The 16,587-nt window shown below is 33.5% G+C and carries 15 protein-coding genes; 11 read left to right on the top strand and 4 right to left on the bottom strand.

What is annotated here, in order from left to right; translation table 11 throughout:
• The first annotated feature begins 2 nt into the window (after positions 1-2).
• The 7 genes from G3A47_RS11140 (at position 3) to G3A47_RS11110 (ending at position 8,926) form a co-directional block, all read left to right on the top strand.
• Complete coding sequence (locus G3A47_RS11140) at positions 3-2,456, top strand: TonB-dependent siderophore receptor (protein ID WP_166922266.1); 2,454 nt, start codon at positions 3-5, stop codon at positions 2,454-2,456.
• 5 nt (positions 2,457-2,461) lie between these two features.
• Positions 2,462-3,913 carry an ABC transporter permease gene (locus tag G3A47_RS11135; protein ID WP_166922264.1) on the top strand — a complete coding sequence of 484 codons (1,452 nt, stop codon included), beginning with the start codon at positions 2,462-2,464 and terminating at the stop codon, positions 3,911-3,913.
• A gap of 2 nt (positions 3,914-3,915) precedes the next feature.
• Complete coding sequence (locus tag G3A47_RS11130; protein WP_166922263.1) at positions 3,916-5,271, top strand: DUF3526 domain-containing protein; 1,356 nt, start codon at positions 3,916-3,918, stop codon at positions 5,269-5,271.
• Between the two features lie 305 nt (positions 5,272-5,576).
• Positions 5,577-6,227, top strand: coding sequence for a VOC family protein (locus G3A47_RS11125; protein ID WP_166922261.1), 651 nt, complete (start codon positions 5,577-5,579; stop codon positions 6,225-6,227).
• Positions 6,228-6,425: 198 nt separating this feature from the next.
• Positions 6,426-6,986 carry a DUF2911 domain-containing protein gene (locus G3A47_RS11120; RefSeq protein ID WP_166922260.1) on the top strand — a complete coding sequence of 187 codons (561 nt, stop codon included), beginning with the start codon at positions 6,426-6,428 and terminating at the stop codon, positions 6,984-6,986.
• A 110-nt stretch (positions 6,987-7,096) separates the two neighbouring features.
• On the top strand, positions 7,097-8,491 hold the full coding sequence (locus G3A47_RS11115) for a serine hydrolase domain-containing protein (protein WP_166922259.1): 1,395 nt from the start codon (positions 7,097-7,099) through the stop codon (positions 8,489-8,491).
• 102 nt (positions 8,492-8,593) lie between these two features.
• A complete protein-coding gene (locus tag G3A47_RS11110) occupies positions 8,594-8,926 on the top strand; it encodes a YegP family protein (protein ID WP_166922258.1) in 333 nt (110 codons plus the stop codon).
• Between the two features lie 342 nt (positions 8,927-9,268).
• Here the strand turns inward: G3A47_RS11110 and G3A47_RS11105 are convergent, their stop codons facing one another.
• The 4 genes from G3A47_RS11105 to G3A47_RS11090 form a co-directional block, all read right to left on the bottom strand.
• On the bottom strand, positions 9,269-9,991 hold the full coding sequence (locus tag G3A47_RS11105) for a hypothetical protein (protein WP_166922257.1): 723 nt from the start codon (positions 9,989-9,991) through the stop codon (positions 9,269-9,271).
• Positions 9,992-10,405: 414 nt separating this feature from the next.
• The gene (locus G3A47_RS11100; RefSeq protein ID WP_047777269.1) at positions 10,406-10,582 is read right to left on the bottom strand and encodes a histone H1; all 177 of its coding nucleotides are present in this window, start codon (positions 10,580-10,582) and stop codon (positions 10,406-10,408) included.
• Positions 10,583-11,272: 690 nt separating this feature from the next.
• Positions 11,273-11,674 (bottom strand): hypothetical protein, encoded by a 402-nt coding sequence (locus G3A47_RS11095; RefSeq protein ID WP_166922255.1) that lies wholly within the window; start codon positions 11,672-11,674, stop codon positions 11,273-11,275.
• Positions 11,675-11,817: 143 nt separating this feature from the next.
• The gene (locus G3A47_RS11090; RefSeq protein ID WP_166922253.1) at positions 11,818-12,294 is read right to left on the bottom strand and encodes a hypothetical protein; all 477 of its coding nucleotides are present in this window, start codon (positions 12,292-12,294) and stop codon (positions 11,818-11,820) included.
• Between the two features lie 462 nt (positions 12,295-12,756).
• On the opposite strand from G3A47_RS11090, the gene G3A47_RS11085 reads away from it, so the two are divergent.
• From G3A47_RS11085 to G3A47_RS11070, 4 genes are all read left to right on the top strand, one after another.
• Positions 12,757-13,737, top strand: a complete 981-nt coding sequence (locus G3A47_RS11085; RefSeq protein WP_166922251.1) for a helix-turn-helix domain-containing protein — start codon at positions 12,757-12,759, stop codon at positions 13,735-13,737.
• An 18-nt stretch (positions 13,738-13,755) separates the two neighbouring features.
• On the top strand, positions 13,756-14,775 hold the full coding sequence (locus G3A47_RS11080; protein WP_166922250.1) for a helix-turn-helix domain-containing protein: 1,020 nt from the start codon (positions 13,756-13,758) through the stop codon (positions 14,773-14,775).
• Between the two features lie 564 nt (positions 14,776-15,339).
• Positions 15,340-15,654, top strand: a complete 315-nt coding sequence (locus G3A47_RS11075; RefSeq protein WP_166922248.1) for a hypothetical protein — start codon at positions 15,340-15,342, stop codon at positions 15,652-15,654.
• 47 nt (positions 15,655-15,701) lie between these two features.
• On the top strand, positions 15,702-16,265 hold the full coding sequence (locus G3A47_RS11070) for a 2'-5' RNA ligase family protein (RefSeq protein ID WP_166922246.1): 564 nt from the start codon (positions 15,702-15,704) through the stop codon (positions 16,263-16,265).
• Positions 16,266-16,587 lie beyond the last annotated feature (322 nt).

Genomic DNA, 16,587 nt, shown 5'->3' with positions numbered 1-16,587 from the left:
AAATGAAACATATACTCTCCCTACTTTTTTTAATAATTGGCCTAAACCATGCGCAGTCCCAAATTATTAAAGGGCAAATTATAGAACATGACACCAAAGAAGTACTTCCAAAAGTCAACATAAAATTACTCCGCTCCGGCAACGAAACCACAACAGATCAGAATGGAAATTTTAGCATCGAAGGCGAAGGAACCCTTGAGATTATTTTTAACGGCTACAAGACACAATATGTTAATTCCAGTTCAGAATTTCTCATTATTGAAATGGAAAGCAACCTTAATGAGTTGCAAACCGTTGAGATCATTGGTCGTTCTACCAAAAAATACAACAGTGATTATTCTTTTGCTGCAACAAAAACAGCTGCATTAAACAAAGATATTCCACAATCTATTGCAACGGTAACCAAAGAATTAATTGCCGATAAAGGTGCTTTTTATCTCGCTGATGCTGTAAAAATGGCCAGTGGAGTAATTCCGGCAAGTTATTACAATCAATATACCATTCGCGGAATCAGTCAGAATGAAGAGGGTCAGATCATCAATGGGATGCGTACACGACAATATTATTTCCTTCAGCCTCTCACGAGCAACATCGAACGTGTTGAAGTTATTAAAGGCCCGTCAAGTGCTACTTTCTCCTCTGCAGATCCTGGTGGAAGTATTAATCTCGTTACCAAAAAACCTTTGGCAACCGATCGAAAAGAAGTCAGTTTAAGTGTTGGAAGTTTCAGTACATTACGTGGAACTTTAGATTTTACAGGCCCTTTAAATGACTCTAAAACACTTTTATATCGTGTAAACGCTGCCTATCAGGAAGCAAAATCCTATCGTGATTTGGTTTCCAACAAATCCTTTTTGATTTCTCCTTCGTTCAGTTACATTCCCAATGAAAAAACGGCTATTAATACAGAGTTAATTGTAAGTGACATGACCGGAACTCTGGACAGAGGTCAGCCAATATTTGGAGCAGTTGCTGGTGTTACTAATTTAAAGCAAACTCCAATCAGCCTAAATTTGGGAGCTTCCGGTGATTACTTTAAATCGAAGGAAATGATTTTAACGACAAACTTTGTACATAAATTCAATTCAAAAATTGCTTTTAATGCCACCTACATGAAGCAAACCTGGACTGAAGATCTTCAGGAACACCGAACTACAAATGCCTTTGCGGTTGATATCAACAATCAGCCTGTAAAAAGTCTTGCTATGATGCAGTTTGTACAACGTCAGCAATACTGGGACATTGATAATCTAAGTGCTTTTTTAAATTTTGATTATAAAACCGGAAAACTAAATCATAAATTATTAGTTGGCTATGATTTAAGCAGTTGGAATAAAAACAAAGGTGGCGGACAAAATGCCGCGAGAGGTTATCTATTAAAAGACGGAACGGTAGCCAGTTCCTTTGTATTGGCCAATGCATCAAATTACCAAACCACAACCAAAGATGGCGTAATCCTACCAAAACCAAATGTTAACTTCTTTGACTTAAACAATCCTTCGTATGCAATGAGAAGTCCGGAAGATTATATATTAAATGTCCGAACAGCCTTGCCATCGGCTTTGACAACAACCAATGCCATTTACATTCAGGATCATATACAATGGGAAAAATTTACTTTTTTACTCGGTCTTAGAAAGGAATGGTTTGAAGACATTACCAACTACGAAACAAACAACGAACTGACAGTAAAGAAATCGGCTTTGTTACCACGTATTGGGGTAACTTACGCTATTAATCATGCGGTAAATATTTATACCACTTATTTAGAAGGTTATCAGCCACAATCAAATACTACCTCTTTAATGCCTCAGACCGGATCTTTAGCCGGTGGCAGTTTATTTGATCCGTTGGAAAGTAATTTGAAAGAATTTGGCCTTAAAGCAACTTTCTTTAACAATCGTATGAATTTTAATGCTGCCATTTATGAAATCAATCAGCATAACATTTTAATGAATGCCAATGATCCTGCAAATCCTGATTTACTGGTAACCAGAGGGGCTGAACGCAGTCGTGGTTTTGAGTGCGATCTGGCAGGCTATATTACTCCCGACTGGCAGATTAATGTTTCCTATAGCTATATCGATGCTAAAATTACCAATGACCACAACACCTCCTTAATTGGTGCCAGAAAACAAAATACACCAAAAAACAGTGCCAACTTATGGACGCGTTACAACTTTGCTGCGGATTCGGCTCTGAAGGATCTGGGAATCGGTTTCGGAATGCAATATCAAAGCAGTAAAATACCTTGGTTTACCAGAGATTTCACGCTTCCAGATTTTACTCTTTTTGATGCTGCTCTGTATTACAAGCCCAACAAAACCAATATGCAAATTGCTTTAAATGCCGGCAATTTGTTGAATAAAACCTACTGGTTAGGTGCTCAGAACTATTTGCGTTTGTTTCCCGGAGCTCCAAGAAATTTCAGTCTTACCGTAACCTATAAATTTTAGTCTGTATGAAAGCACTACACATAGAAATTCTAATAGCCAGACATTTAAGGAATTCCCTTTTTAAAAACAAGGCACTATATATAATTACCTTTTATATTGGCATTTTGTTAGTATATGCTGCTTTTTCGGGTTGGCAAAATTATAGCAGCCAAAATGAAACGAGCGAAAAATACCAACATGAATCAAGGGAAGACTGGTTAAAGAATCCGGATAAAAATCCACACAGAATGGCGCATTACGGGAATTTTGCTTTCAGAAAAAGCAGTTCGCTAAGTGTTTTTGAATTTGGAATGGAACCCTTTTTCGGAAATGCTATATTCCTTGAAGCACACAAACAGAACACCGCCAACTTTTCTGAAGCCGGATTTTCAAACAGCATGCTGCGTTTTGGAGAAATCAGCATTGCAATGGTTTTACAGGTATTATTGCCTTTATTAATCTTTTTTATCGGATTTAATTCGGTCGCAGCCGAAAGAGAGAACGGAACTTTAAAATTGCTTTTAAGTCAAGGCATCAACTGGAAACAATTGTTAATTGGAAAAGTATTAGGGATCGTCTCTGTAATTATGCTCCTTTTTATTCCGACAATATTGATTCTGGTTTTACTTTGGTTATTCCTTCAAAACTTCAGCATTTCTTTTGATGAAACATTAAAAATGCTTTTATTCATTATATTCCATTTTATCTATTTGACCTTTTTCTGCGCTATTGCCGTTTTGGTCTCCGCTGCAAGTAAAACTTCAAAAAAAGCATTGATTAGCCTTATCGGAATCTGGTTGGTATTTACAATCATTCTGCCCAGAACCACTCAGGCAATCGGGGCTTATTTGTATGAAGCTCCATCTAAAATTCAATTCAATAGCGATATCGAGCAAGATATTCTCAAACAAGGAGACAGTCATAACCCGAATGATTTGCATTACAAAGCAATAAAAGATTCACTGCTTAGTGTCTACAAAGTTGATTCTGTCCAGAAACTGCCTTTCAATTATTCCGGTTTTATTATGACTGAAGGTGAAAAAATCAGTTCGAAAATTTACAACCAACATTTGGAATCCTTACTGAAAATTTATGAAAAACAGAATCGTTTCTCAAAAGCCGTTTCCTTTTTTAATCCCTATATCGCAATGAAAAATTTGTCTATGGGATTGTCTAATACCGATTACGATTCTTATATCGATTTTCAGAAACAGGCAGAAGACTATCGTTACTTAATGGCGCAAAAAATGAATGCTTTACAAATTAAGTACATCAGTAATAAAAAACCCGGAGCAACAGACAAACCGCTTAGTATCAGCAAAAAACATTGGGCAGATCTGGACGAATTTCATTATGAACCAAAAGGCATCAGTGATGTTTTAAAAAGCGAAATCATTTCCATTATCTCTATCATTCTGTGGATTAGCCTGCTGTTTATTCTCATCCGTGTGGCGTCAAAAAACCTTAAAACCATTTAATTATGTTAGTACTGCTATTTAAAAATTTCATTCGATCTAAGGGAACTAAAATAGGTCTGCTTTTCTTGCTGCTCACGGGATTTATAAGTCTTATAATCGGACAGCAATTTCAGAATAAACAACAGCATTCTATAACAGAAGCAGCACTTTATCAGAAAGAACATATTGCCAGAAATGCTGCTTATCATAAAGACGAAATTGGTCTCCTACTCTATTATATTAAGTTTTCGCTCGTCAATAAAACCTTCCCGATTAGTAGTCTGGCGATTGGACAGCGCGATGTAAATCCGTCTATTCAGAGTGTTACCATTCGTGGTTTGGAAGCACAAAAATATGATGCAGAGCTCAATAATCCTGCTAATTTATTATCAGGAAACATTGATTTTAGTTTTGTATTGGTTTATCTTTTCCCTCTATTGATTATCACCTTTTCATACAATCTGATTTCCGAAGAAAAAGAAAGCGGCACCTGGAAAATTGTAGCAACGCAAAGTCAGAACACTTTTTTATACATAGTAAAACTATTCCAAATCAGAATTTTAAGTTTGTTGGCACTTCTGACAATTATACTTTTTATAGCTGTTTTGCTTCTCAAAATTCCGATCGACAAATCCTTTTTAGTTTTTTATGGTCTTAGTATTTTATATGTTTTATTTTGGTTTTCGGTTTGTTTTTATGTGGTTTCACTTCAAAAAAATTCGAACTTTAATGCCGTTATTTTACTAACGATCTGGTTGTTTCTTATTATTATTTTACCGGCTATAATCAATACTTATATTGTCAATAAATATCCAGTACCTGAGGCTCTGGAACTAACCGTAAAACAAAGAAATGCTTATCACGAAAAATGGGATATGGATAAAAAAATAACGTTGGATAAATTCTATACGCATTATCCCCAATTTAAAAATTATCCTTTACCTGATTCCGAATTTAACTGGCTTTGGTACTATGCCATGCAACAGGCGGGTGATGATGATTCGGCTCAACAATCTAAGGAACTGGTAACAAAATTGGAACAGCGAAATAAGGCCAGCCAATCGATAGCTTTTTTCATCCCGACATTGCATACCCAAATTCAATTGAATGAAATCGCAAAATCAGATTTAGGGAATCAACTTTTGTTTTTAAAGGAAACCAAGCAATTTCATGAAAAGCTTCGTTTGCATTTTTATCCAAAAATATTTACCAACGCTCCGGTAAATCAGCAAAAATGGGATCAGTTTAAAGTGGAAACTTTTAGCGACACAACAGAAATAAAACTCTCAAAAGCCTTTCTGCCTTTATTGTTTTTCAATTTAGTATTGCTGTTTTTGGGATGGATGAATTTTAGAAATAATAAATTACAGACCTTTTAAAAAGGTTTTAAACCATATAAGTGATTTAAGTTCATACTAAGCTCTTGGATCCAATTATTAGATGTGATTTTCTTTGAAAATTATTTGAAAAATGAACAATATCTCTGTTCAGATAATTGGACTCAATGAGCTAGTATGCTACTTAATTCATTTAAAAAAAACTTATAATGACAACGTAATTCTCATAACAATTCGCTATTCTCTCATCGAGGTTTAAGATAGGGAGCTCATCAGAGTATGACAGGTCTTTTTTAAATTTGTTTGAAACGAAAAGAAGTTTTCTTCTTATTTAAAAAACCACGATCATGAAGTTAGAACACATTCAGATTATCACAAATAATAGTACTGCAACTGCTGCATTTTATCAGGATATCTTAGGACTTTCGATTATTGAAAAAAACAATGAATCTGTTACAATTCAGGCAGGGAAATCCATTTTAAGATTCATTGAGGATCCGCAATTTGACTCTATGTATCATTTTGCTTTTAATATCCCGGAAAACAAGCTTGACGAAGCCATAGAATGGTGTAAAAACAGAGTTGATATAGTTCGCATTGAAGATCAAAATGTAATTGCAAATTTTGAAAATTGGAATGCCAATGCGGTTTATTTTTATGACAACAATGGAAATTTACTGGAGTTTATTGCCCGACATGACCTCAACAACAAACAGACAGCAGAATTCAGTTCCAAATCGATTTTGAATATTAGTGAAATTGGGATAGTCACTGACAATCCGTTGCAATTAGGTAATGAATTGCTAACAAAATACGGATTGAATTTCTTTTCTAAAAATTCTAACAGCGAAATTTTTTCTGCCATAGGCGATGATGAAGGTCTACTGATTATGGTAAGGCCAAATCGAAACTGGTACCCCACTCAAACTCCTTCAGAAAGCAATGTTACCGAAGTCACAGTAGAAAACAAAGGAGATACAATTAAGTTGCAATTTTAACTTTAATGCAAAAAAAGCTTAACCGCAAGGAACACGAAGGGTTACGCAAGGGTCGCAAAGTTTGAAAGCTGAAGCTATTTTCGCAACTAGATCGCATTATTTGCATTTGATACGAAAAAAAGAAAAAGCAAATAATTTAAGTTTTTCTTATACTTTATTCGCTTATTTTTGTATAAACTATATTAAAAATACTACATTATGAAAAACTTTAGTTTCCTTACTCTTCTTTTATTGTTTGCCTTTTCTGTTAATGCCCAAGAGGTTAAATTCCCTCCTTTGGATGCCAGCCCAGCTGATATCGCTTATTTCCCAAATAGAGCGGTAAAATTCAAAAAAACCGACGCTACACTGCCGTCGATAAAAGTTGTTTATTCAAGACCTTCTGTTAAAGGTCGCTCCATTTTTGGTGAATTAATTCCTTTTGGTGAAGTATGGCGTGTAGGGGCTAATGAAAATACGGAGATTAAATTTTACAAATCGGCTACCATCAATGGTATTGCTGTTCCTGCAGGTACTTATAGTCTTTTTGCTATTCCGGAAAAAGACAAATGGACCATTATCATCAACAAAGAAATTGATTTATGGGGCGGATATGCTTATGATCAAACTAAAGATTTGGTAAGAATTGTGGTTCCTGTTAAATCAATATCAACTCCGGTAGAGGCCTTATCGATTGCTTTTACCACTCAGGGAGCTATTACGAATCTGGTTATTGGCTGGGATAAAACAACTGTTGAGGTTCCGATTACGATCAAATAAGTTTAAAAAAACTTCTAAAATAAAAAAGAGACACTAATTATTAATTAAGTGTCTCTTTTTTTTATAACTTTCGTTAATTAACTAACAAACAATCTTTTAAAACCAAAAGAATGAAAAAAAACTATTTGCAGCTGTTATTTTTATTGACATTATATTCCAGTTACTCCCAACAAAAATTCAAACATACATACGAACAATTAAAAGAATATGAAGGTATCTATGAATATCTGAATAAAGGCACGCTTAAAATAGCGGCCTCTCCAAAAGATACTGTCTTATATGCCATTATTAACGAAAGCAGATATCAACTAAAAGCAATTGACAAAGATATTTTTCAAAACATCTCAGGCGAAAAAGTGACTTTTTCCAGAAAAGATGGGGCAATTGCAAGTTATACTACAGAAGGGAGCACTTTTAACTTAGTTACAAAAAAAGTCGTTTTTCCTAAAGAAATGTGGTATGCACGACCAAATGCAAAAGACTTTAAATACGTCTACCTGCAACCCAAGCAGGATCCTGATGGAATACCTACCGGAAATCTCGATTATTCCGGATTAGACAAATCGTTGTTAAATGAAATGATGCAAAAAATTGTTGACGGTACCTTTCCAAACGTTCACAGTGTTTTGATTATAAAAGATGGTAAATTAGTATTTGAAGAGTATTTTTATGAATACAACAAAACCAAACTACACGAATTAAGATCGGCTACCAAAAGTTTTGTTTCTGCTCTTACCGGAATTGCAATTGACAAAGGTTTAATCGAAAATAAAGACGTCACTGTGCTTTCCTATTTTCCGGAATATACTTTTAAAAATCTTACGGAAGACAAAAGATTGATTTCGATTAAAAACCTTCTGACCAATCAAAGCGGTTTAGACTGTGATGTAAGTAATCCTAAATCGGAAGGCAACGAAACCATAATGAATTCTTCTCCGGACTGGATTCAATACACCTTAGACTTACCAATGGTTGATGTGCCGGGAGGAAAAGGAATGTATTGTTCCGGAAATCCAATACTATTGGGCAGAATTATCGAGAAAGCAACCAAAATGCCACTACCCGATTTTGCTAAACAAACCCTTTTTAAAGACATTGGTATTAAAAATTTCACCTGGAATTTTAAACCCGATGCATCAAGTGCCGAAACCTTTTGCCAGCTCTATTTAAACTCACGCGATATGGCAAAACTAGGTTTGCTTTACCTCAATAAAGGGGTTTGGAATGGCAAACAGGTCATTTCCTCAGCATGGGTAAAAGAATCCTTAACCAAACAATCTGTTGTTCAGGGCGTAAATTATGGTTTCCTTTGGTGGCTTAAACAATTAGATGTAAACGGTGTACGCTATAATGCCAAAACAGCACAAGGAAACGGTGGTCAGAAGATTTACATTTGGGAAGAACAGAATATGGTCACCATTATTACGGGAGGAAACTATAACTCCCAATCGCCAAGTGACGAAATCATTCAAAAGTATATATTGCCTTCTTTCAATAGAAAATAAAGCAAGAAGCAATTATTTTGTATTCAGGTATAATTTGTACAACTAAGTTTTGTACTTTTATAAATAGCATACTATTAAATGCCTAACTTAAACAAAAATTATATGGGAAAATTTGTAATTACTAAAAGAACCAATGGCGAATTTCAATTCAATTTAAAAGCTGGAAATGGTCAGACTATCTTAGCCAGCGAAGGTTACACCACAAAAGATGCTTGTACAAAAGGAATCGAATCTGTGAAAACAAACTCACAGGACGATAATAGATATGACAGAAAAGAATCGAGCAATGGAAAACCTTATTTCAATCTAAAAGCAAGTAATGGCCAAATTATCGGAGCAAGCGAAATGTATGAGAGCGTAGCCGCGAGAGAAAATGGAATTACTTCAGTAAAAACAAATGCTCCGGATGCTGTAACAGACGATCAGACCGTATAAGTTTTATAAGAAATAACAAACTAAAAGAACGAGGCTTTAGAATCCTCGTTTTTTTTATGTCTTTACATAGCCGAGTGTATTCCAAAAAATAAAAAGGCGATCAATTCTCTAACAGAACCAATCGCTTCTCATAAAATTTAGTACTGTCAATTACCTCCTGTTAATTAGCGCTGGAATGTATCGTGTTTATTAATCAATTATTAAACAAAACACAAATGCTCAATTCTAATATTGACTCCATGAATCCTGCATTTTCAAATAAATAAGATAACTACAAACTTTCGTATCAATCTGGTAAACAAAAAAATTATAGAAGACTATAAAAAAACTCCCATTTTACTTTTACAAAATATACCATCTTCTGCCTCCTACATGTACTAATGAAAATGAATCTCCTGCTTTAAAAGAAATAGCGTTTCCTCTACCTTTAACCAATTCTTTATCATTCAAAAAAGTCGTAGAACTATTATCTGACATGTATATAACACAATCATTCGTCGGGGTCACATTAAAGGTATAAGTTCTCCCAACTTTAGGTTCTGCAAAGGGCAAAAAAACCACAAAACTATCATGCTCATAAGTGTACGATGGACGGACTGCCACTGCAACATCCTTATCTGCCGGCAAAGTTACAGTAGCTAAAGTATTACCCGATATCTCTTTAAATTCTCTTCCAGAAAGGTTCTTTTTTTTATCTAAAGCTTTCAAGTCTGATTGTTGAACAGCTTGATCAGATATAGTCCTGACGGTTGTTTCTGCTGCGGTCAGTTCCGGTGCAATACTGTACCAAACTGTTCCGGTGAATACTTCCGGTTTCTCTTTTGTCGTATTGTAAACCACCAAACCGGTTGCCGGAGAAACAATAGCGTTTCTTTGTTTTGTACTCATTCTGACTGACAAAAGCCCTTTGTTGGCAGACTGCGTTTCCTGAACAGTAGATTTAATAAGAGTTGTGGGCGAATCAACTGTATTTTTTACTATTTGTGCATTGAGTTGTAAACTTGCCAAAAGAACAAATCCTGCTACGTTTACAATACTTTTTCCTTTAATTTTCAATAGTGTCATACTTTTTCCGATTATTTTTATAATACGAAGTACAACAAATTTGCATTATGTGTATGTAGCAAATATATAGCTGTTTTTAATGAATTTATTACCGTTAAATTTCAACAACTAATTTCAGAACAACACACTATAACTGCCCTATAATTTTACCACAATCCGATACTTCTCAAACCGTCAGACAAGAATAGGTTTTAACGTTTCTCAAACTCACCTCGAAGAATACAGAAGTAAATAACAATGTACTGCGCAACAAATCCGAACACAGAAGTGTTCTTCCTAAAAAATAGAGCCTAAAAAATTCAGAGAAAAATTTTCATTTCGATTAGTAGAAGTAGTGCCACCGAAAAAACACCTGCAATAAAAAACCCGACAACTTTTATTAAACTGTCGGGTCTTATTTTTTGAATACAAATATTATTTTTTTGATTCTTCGATAGAAACTTTTCTAAACTCTTTTAAAAGTTTTTCAATTTCTAATGTTGATTTACGTGCTCTTGGTCCAGCAGCTTTAACACCTTTCTCAGTTAGTGCTTCTGCTTCTGCTTTGAATGTGTCGATTTCGGCGTTGATTTTTACTAATAGATCGTTCATGCTTATACTTATTAAATTAAGGCGCAAAAATAAAAGTTTGCTAGATAGATAACGCAAGTTTAATGTTAAAATTATGCCAGTTTTTAACGAAGCGCTTAATATTAAATTAACCCAAAAGATTCATTCTTAAGTATCAATCAATTACATCTAAAATCAGCCGAAATTTTGTTGCTATTTTTTTTTAATTTTCTCTTTTAGACAGTTTATTTTGATCAATTCTTAACATTTAACGCTCATTTCAGGGTCGTCTTTTAAGCGATTATCCTCAATAAATGCATTAACTGCAAGTAGAGTTCTTTTATTACAATGGCAAATCAGGAATCTAATCGGCTTAATCGACCCCGCAGATTAAATAAATTATATATTGATCTCTATCTCTTTATCAATACAAATAAAAAAAAATTGCTCAACCTAATTACAATAATTAAGAGATCAAACTAAAGACCTTAATTCGACTTTTTAGCTTTGGAATTTGTAAGCATTTACAATCTTCTTGCGCTGCCTTCGACTTCGCTCAGGATGACATTCAGCTTTATATAGAATGAGAAAGTCGAAAAAGAAACCCAACAAATCACATTAATCTATTTGATCTGTGGCAAAAAAAGAAGCATCATGTAACAAAAAAATAAACCAGGCATATTATCACATATCCTGGTTTTTAAAATGCCTTATCATTCTTAACTAACAGAATTACGATGCAGAAGAAACAATCCAATCTTTCAAAAAGACATGCAATTGATTTTCTACTACAGCTGAATCCGAAAAAGATTCTTTAACCCCTTGTTTAAAATTTAAAGCCTTTTTTAAGTTAGATCTTAAATCTGCTACTAGCTCCCTTCTCGTTTTTGAACCGTCTAACAGCCCTACACCATTAAATTCTTCAAGAAAAGTTAATCGTTCAAATAATTGTTCGTTAAAAACGCACACTAAAACATTTGTCTCTTTTTTATATCCTTTCAAAAAATTAATTACCTCAAATTTGTTATAAATTACAACTATTAAACCATCAAAATTCTCGTATTCGGTTTTATCTTCCGTCAGAATCAAATTGTCAATAAACTCGAATTCCCGATAGAATTTCCTTTTAAACATCTTCACGAATACTTTTTTAGCATCGCAGACCAAAATAGTTCTCTTTACCATTGATTTCTTTACCTTTCTTTTAGTCAAAAAAATGAATACAATTTTACACGGTTCTAAATTTTAGATCGAAAAAGCATCTTCATTTCAATGTTTCAAACTTTTGTTATCTCGGTTACATTATGTTCTACAAAAGCAATCAAATCATTCCTCTTTTTGTCATTCTTACCTCTATTTGAAATAGTGATAATATGATGATCTGCATCTTTAACATATAAGAAAAAGAAATCTTTAGTTAAAATTGCCTTTTCAATCTGATTCCATTTGTGGGCAAAAGCACCTAACGGAGCTTTGACATAGATGCACGAATTAGTAAAATTGAGCCTATATTTCCCAACAAAATTAGAGCATCGAACCAATTTTCTGATTACAGTAAAAATGACTTTACAGATGGTATTTGCTAATGCATAGTGGAATATAAAAAACGAGACGACCAGCACTAAACTTCTTAACTGCCATTTTATAAAATCATCATCATTTTCTAAATTAAAAAAATCAAAAAAAATGCAACAAGTTAAAGCAATGATAAAAAAAAACGTAACTCTTTCTTTACATAAGCGCTTAAAATACATCTTGTTTAATTTTTGTATTTCATTCACATTCAATTCAAACTCTATTGAAAAATTAGACGTATTCATCTTGCTTGCTATTACTAATTAGTGCTTAATTATCTATTATGATTTAATAATTACATTAAAGCATAATGCAAAATTAGGAGTAAAACCAAGCTTCAAATTGCCTACTTCCGACATATAAATGCCAGATTAAGACTTTCTGCCTTCTAAAAAAAGTCTCCCAAATCAGCAATAACAGTGTTTAAAAATCACTTATAAAACAAAACGCAACACTAATAAACGCTTCAACTCAACTTCCCTCTTTGTCCAAGAACTTTGTATATGTGCTCTAAACGGAGATACAAAATTTAAATAAGCCAGTATTTGAAATTGGCAATTAATTAAAAAGGATAACAATAGCAAAATAAACAAATTTCTATGTTCTGTTGCTGATAATATTCCTATTATACCAAATACCACGTGAAAAAAATTGAACACTCCTACGGTGCTGACCTAAGTTGGGTAAAAGGTTTTACAGCGCAACTTGAAGGAAAAACAGAGGATAATTTTATAAATATCCCTGAAGACATCCAATCCGGAACCCGATATGTTCTCGAATGCGAAGAAGGAATTGTCGCTTATTACATCAATGTGAAATATCACAAAGACCTACACTTTACCCAGAAAAACTCAAAAGATGATTTCGTCGCATTGTATTATGACCTGACTGTTGGTGATGCTAGTTTGACAACCAATAATACGCCCTTCGATATAGGCCGATGGAAATATAATCTGGCCATAATTGACGGTTCTCTCCAAACAGATTATCATGTCAAATCCGGAAGTCACACGTACGCACTTTGCATTTTTATAAAAAAAAGCATCCTTAACACATTTGCTAAAAATAACACCATTTCCAGTACTGAAACACAAAAAATTACAGATCTCAAAAAAAACGCAATCATAAGATTTGACAGAATTAGCAATGAAAGCTACCATCTATTAAATGATTTACGCAAACTAAATGTCGGCGGACCCATTTTTGACTTAAATCTTAAGGCAACAGTGCATATGTTAATCTCCAATTACCTAAAAAAAATTGTTTTAAATAAGTTTATTGTTCAAACCGTTAAAGGCACAGATCTTAAAAAAATAATAAGTATACAAATGTTCTTACTTGAAAATATTGAAAACCATTTTCCAAGCATCTCAATGATGGCGCAAAAAGCAAAAATGTCTGAATCAAAATTCAAAACTTTATTTAAAAAAATAACCGGCCTCACACCAAACTCTTACTTTCAGACTAATAAATTGATTCTGGCAAAAGAACTTCTTGAAGAGAGGCAATTATCAATATCACAAGTTTCAGATAAACTTCATTTTAGTAATAACTCTTATTTTGCTTCGCAATTTAAGGAGCATTTTGGACTTACACCAAAGAATTTTATCCAACAATTATAATTATTAAACAAAGCATTAATGAAAAAAATCACTCCATATTATAACACAAAACCAAAAAGTCAACCATCGTTAGCTCAAGAAATAAATGTTGAAGATACTGATCAAAAGACAATTGTTATAAAAGACACTCTTGGTATGGGACATTCTTATTTTACTCAGGTAGCTACTGGTATCTCTGCCCTACTTATCGATTCTACTTTAACAAAATCAATTGAAATTACCCGGTTGAAATCTGATACTGAATTGTGCATTTTTCACTTCGACTTAAGTGATTCTGCAAATACAATAAAAATAGACGCCGTAGATTACAAAATAGGGGCTGCCGAAAATTCCGGTCTCACCATTATAGACAATCAAATAGAAAGCATTTTTATGCCTGCTATTAATCAACGAACAACGGTTTTACAACTATTTGTCGAAAAGAAAACATTAAATAAACTTCTGCAAACAGTTTCAATTGAAGAATATATCAAGCAAAAAAATGAAGATTCGGCAAACTCTTTTCATTATTTTGATACTATTGACAGCAATAGTATTTTATTACTCAAATCTCTGAAAGACAAAACAATTACTGATCTGTCCTTCGAATCCTTTTTTAAAGGTATTTCACTAAAACTTTTGGGCAATTTTCTAAATCGCTGCCAAAATTCATCAGCAGTACAAAACGAAACTACTAAGATTGAACTCGAAGCAGTTACAAAGACAAAAAACTATTTCTTAAACAATCTGAACAATTCGTTCCCTACTGTAGATGTTTTATCAAAAATGGCCGGTATGTCTCCTTCCAAATATAAAATACTATTCAAAAAACAATTTAACAGCTCCCCGAAAAATCTTTTTCTAAACAACAAAATGATCTTAGCCAATGAGCTTCTGCAAAGTGGAAATTACACCACATTAACAGAAATTGCATATGAACTAAACTATACAAGACTCAACCATTTTCGATCGAAATATTATACATTCTTTCAAAGAAAGCCAGCAGAAGATTTTATAAAAAAGAGCAGTCAGACAAGTAACAGAAGATATGCCAGTTAAATTCTAAAGCGAGTAAACAAGTTTTTACTGTAATTGCCGGTAATCCGTTTCTAATTACCTCAAAACAAAAAAAAGTCTATAGATTTGATAAAACAACCAAATCTATAGACTATAGAAAAAATAAACCTTCTTGTACTGTTTTGAATTTATACAAAGCTATCCATACTTAAATGAATACGTCAAATTTTCTTTCTTAACTAAATGTTCTTCTCCAAAAAAACAATAACAATCGAAGGGTAAATAAGGTTTCAAAAGGCATTAAACCTAAACATAACACCAACTTCTGTGGTGCAAATTTATGTAGTACTTTTGAGAATATATTACGGTTTCCCACATTTTGACCATTCTTTTTATTTTATTTACATTTCAGAAACCTTAATTCATTGTGGCCTATTAACTTAACATTTATTCTTAAGTAAATAATTTTATCAAATAAATTGATCCCACGTACCAAACTAAAACTGAAAACAGGAACTCCGACTCAAAACACGTTTAAATTTCTTAATCCAGATTAAGTTTAAACCAAAATTTAACTAATACATTTGTACTAGTAAATTAATGGTTATGAAGACACTTGAATTCTTAATACTCGGAAAAAACGAAGCTATTTTACCAATCTTACTCCGACTGGTCAATGCAAATGAAAATTGGAATGCCGTAGCTTTTAATGATGAAAAACTGGCACAAGATTATTTTCTGAATAACAAAATAGACATGGTTTTACTGAGTTCCGGTATCGAAGATCAGGTCGAAAAAGAATTTACTTCTTTCTGCTTAAAAAGCAAGCCCGAAGTAGAAGTCATTGAACATTTTGGTGGAGGAAGCGGACTATTGCAATCTGAAATACTACACCGATTGCATCTCAAAGGAAAAATATAGATTCTTTCATTTTTTCTTTTAAATTTATTCTTCCCAAACCTATTAAAATGATAAAGAAATACTCTATAGTTTTTTATCCTTCGCAAGATGTTATTGATGCTGTAAAAACAATGAAAGACTATTTGAAAGGCAAAATTGATTGGTACAGTAGTTGCAATTCAGTAGCACACATCACTATTTGTGAATTCGCTCTAAATGAATCAGAAATAGATAAGGTCAAACAAAAGCTCTCTAAAATTTGCGATACGTTCACTCCATTTCAAGTCAGTTTGGATCATTTTGGGGCTTTTGAAAACAGTGGTGCTTTCTTTATTGCTCCCAATGAAGATTCTAAGAATGGTCTAAAAACAATTATGAAAAAAACACAGCAAACCTTTAGATCTTTGAAACCTCAAAAAAGCGACGAACCGCATATGTCAATTGGCAGAAAACTAACTCCTGAAAATCTAAAAATAGCATCACAACTTTTCACTACAATTGATCTTGACTTTTTATGCAAAGAAATCGTACTGCGAGAACTTGATTCGGTAAAAAAACAGTTTTTTGTCATTGACTCCTTTGCATTCAACAGTAATCCTCAGGCAGAATATGTTCAGGGGAGTTTGTTTTAAAATGCTAGAATTGTTTAGTTTTTGTTTCAGGTTTCAAGTTTCAGGTTTCGATTCTTTGCGCCTGTGCGTGCGAGTTTAACCGCAAGGTGCGCAAGGATTTTTATTTATTCTGAACGCAAGAGTTCGCAAAGCTATACGCAAGTTTTCCACGCAAAGTCACTAAATCGCAATGTCTTTTGCACGCAGATTTAGCAGATTTGGCTGATCCTCTTCGTCTATAAAAAATCTTATTAAATCTGCTAAATCTACGTGAAACCTACTAGTAGCCCTATAAGAAAACATCCTTATCGCAAAACTTTGCGACCTTTGCGAAGAAAACTTT

It is taken from the genome of Flavobacterium poyangense (assembly GCF_011751075.1).
Taxonomy (GTDB): Bacteria; Bacteroidota; Bacteroidia; order Flavobacteriales; family Flavobacteriaceae; genus Flavobacterium; species Flavobacterium poyangense.
The sequence above is the reverse complement of the archived record's forward strand: the minus strand, read 5'-3'. Positions and strand labels throughout refer to the sequence as shown.

Excerpts from the sequence above, each read along its gene's own strand:
- G3A47_RS11115 (WP_166922259.1), top strand. The coding sequence starts at position 7,097 with ATGAAAAAAAACTATTTGCAGCTGTTATTTTTATTGACATTATATTCC.
- G3A47_RS11105 (WP_166922257.1), bottom strand. The coding sequence starts at position 9,991 with ATGACACTATTGAAAATTAAAGGAAAAAGTATTGTAAACGTAGCAGGA.
- G3A47_RS11110 (WP_166922258.1), top strand. The coding sequence starts at position 8,594 with ATGGGAAAATTTGTAATTACTAAAAGAACCAATGGCGAATTTCAATTC.
- G3A47_RS11090 (WP_166922253.1), bottom strand. The coding sequence starts at position 12,294 with ATGTATTTTAAGCGCTTATGTAAAGAAAGAGTTACGTTTTTTTTTATC.
- G3A47_RS11140 (WP_166922266.1), top strand. The coding sequence starts at position 3 with ATGAAACATATACTCTCCCTACTTTTTTTAATAATTGGCCTAAACCAT.
- G3A47_RS11080 (WP_166922250.1), top strand. The coding sequence starts at position 13,756 with ATGAAAAAAATCACTCCATATTATAACACAAAACCAAAAAGTCAACCA.
- G3A47_RS11120 (WP_166922260.1), top strand. The coding sequence starts at position 6,426 with ATGAAAAACTTTAGTTTCCTTACTCTTCTTTTATTGTTTGCCTTTTCT.
- G3A47_RS11125 (WP_166922261.1), top strand. The coding sequence starts at position 5,577 with ATGAAGTTAGAACACATTCAGATTATCACAAATAATAGTACTGCAACT.
- G3A47_RS11130 (WP_166922263.1), top strand. The coding sequence starts at position 3,916 with ATGTTAGTACTGCTATTTAAAAATTTCATTCGATCTAAGGGAACTAAA.
- G3A47_RS11095 (WP_166922255.1), bottom strand. The coding sequence starts at position 11,674 with ATGTTTAAAAGGAAATTCTATCGGGAATTCGAGTTTATTGACAATTTG.
- G3A47_RS11135 (WP_166922264.1), top strand. The coding sequence starts at position 2,462 with ATGAAAGCACTACACATAGAAATTCTAATAGCCAGACATTTAAGGAAT.
- G3A47_RS11075 (WP_166922248.1), top strand. The coding sequence starts at position 15,340 with ATGAAGACACTTGAATTCTTAATACTCGGAAAAAACGAAGCTATTTTA.
- G3A47_RS11070 (WP_166922246.1), top strand. The coding sequence starts at position 15,702 with ATGATAAAGAAATACTCTATAGTTTTTTATCCTTCGCAAGATGTTATT.
- G3A47_RS11100 (WP_047777269.1), bottom strand. The coding sequence starts at position 10,582 with ATGAACGATCTATTAGTAAAAATCAACGCCGAAATCGACACATTCAAA.